This is a genomic window from Flavobacterium sp. FPG59 (assembly GCF_002150205.1).
Classification (GTDB): domain Bacteria; phylum Bacteroidota; class Bacteroidia; order Flavobacteriales; family Flavobacteriaceae; genus Flavobacterium.
This window is the reverse complement of the sequence record NZ_MTCA01000365.1, coordinates 1-1441: the sequence shown is the minus strand read 5'-3', so window position 1 is coordinate 1441 and position 1441 is coordinate 1. Positions and strand designations below refer to the sequence as shown.

Sequence of the window (1441 nt, the reverse complement as noted above, 5' to 3'; positions counted from 1 at the left end):
CTTTAATATTTAATTTATCTATCCTTGCGATGGCACAATCATTAAAATAATCTTCAATATATTTTGCCAAATCTACCTTATGATTTGAACTTTTATAATCAAAATCTGATTTAATAATTATTTGAGAAACTTTTAATGCCTTGTCTAAATTACTTTTTACATAGTATAAGTTTTCTTTTGTTTTTATGCTAAATCCGTTTTCTTTTTCAAAAATTGAATCTAAATATGAAGCAGCATTACCAACATATAAATCAATTGAATGCACAAGTTGCTCAGCATCATCTCCAGTAAGAGTCTTTCTTGTAGCTTTGAAATAGCTAACTTCTTGATTTAATAGAGAATTCTTATCCGTAAGTTTTTTATTCTTATCTTGTTCTTCTTTCGCTTTTTGCTCAGCAACTATTTTTGCCAATTGAGCCTCAGCTCTTTCTTTTTCTTTTTTTAACGTTTCGAGTTCGGCTAATCTTCGTTTTTCCTCCTCTATCTCTACTTTCTTCTCAGCTAATTTTCTTTTATTTACTTCTTCCTTAGCAATTTCCTCAGCTATTTTTCTTTTCCGCTCTTCATCGTTGGCTTTTTGTTCAGCTTGTTCTTTTTCTTTTTCTATGCGATGAAAATTTTCTTGTGTTAAATCAAAAGTTCTTTTTAAATCTTCATCATTAATTTTGTCAGCTATTTTTTCAAAATCTTTCAAGAATTTTGGCTGAACTGCTTCCAGATTTTCGTTGACTAAATCGATTAAATCTTTATTATAATCTAAAATTTCAATATCCTTTTCATCAGTCAACCCTTTGAGTAATTGAATGAAATCTATCTTACTACCAATATTCCCTTTAGCAATTGAAAACTCATCTGAATCTTTATCATTTACTAAATCCTTCCTAAACTTAAAACCTTCGCTGTCAGATATGAAATATTTTTTCCTTAAAAATGCTTCCCCCCAAAGTACGCCAACAACATATCTTTCGAGACGCTTATGTGCTTTTTCTTTGAATATTTCCATTAATTGATGATAACCAATTGTTTCAACCAGTCCTCCATCTCTACTAGATACTTCTTTAAATTGCTCAACATTTTCAGATATAATGTCAACTCTTCCAAATAAATCTCTTGTTGCTAAAGTCCTATTATGTCCTTGTTGAGCTCTAAAGTCTAACCCCCAACTATCGTCACCTGTATCTCCATAGGGCTGAACCCTAAATCCATTTTTAAATAAAAACACTGATCCATATTTTACTGGTGGTATGCCCATAATTTTTCCGAAATTAACTTTAGCACTTCTATTAAGAAAATACAAGTTAACTTTCATATTGTCAATCAATAAATTAAATTTATTTCGTTCTCTGATCTTGAATATTTGAGAGCCTCGATCAATAAGTTCGGTTTCTATATATTCGTTGGTGACATTAACTTTAATTTCTGTAGTTTTAAGTTTAATTAC

Annotated in this window: 1 pseudogene; it reads right to left on the bottom strand. The window is 29.8% G+C overall.

Annotation, left to right across the window (positions count from 1 at the left end):
- Window positions 1-1441, bottom strand: a pseudogene (locus FPG59_RS16810) (cell envelope integrity protein TolA); the annotation flags it as partial.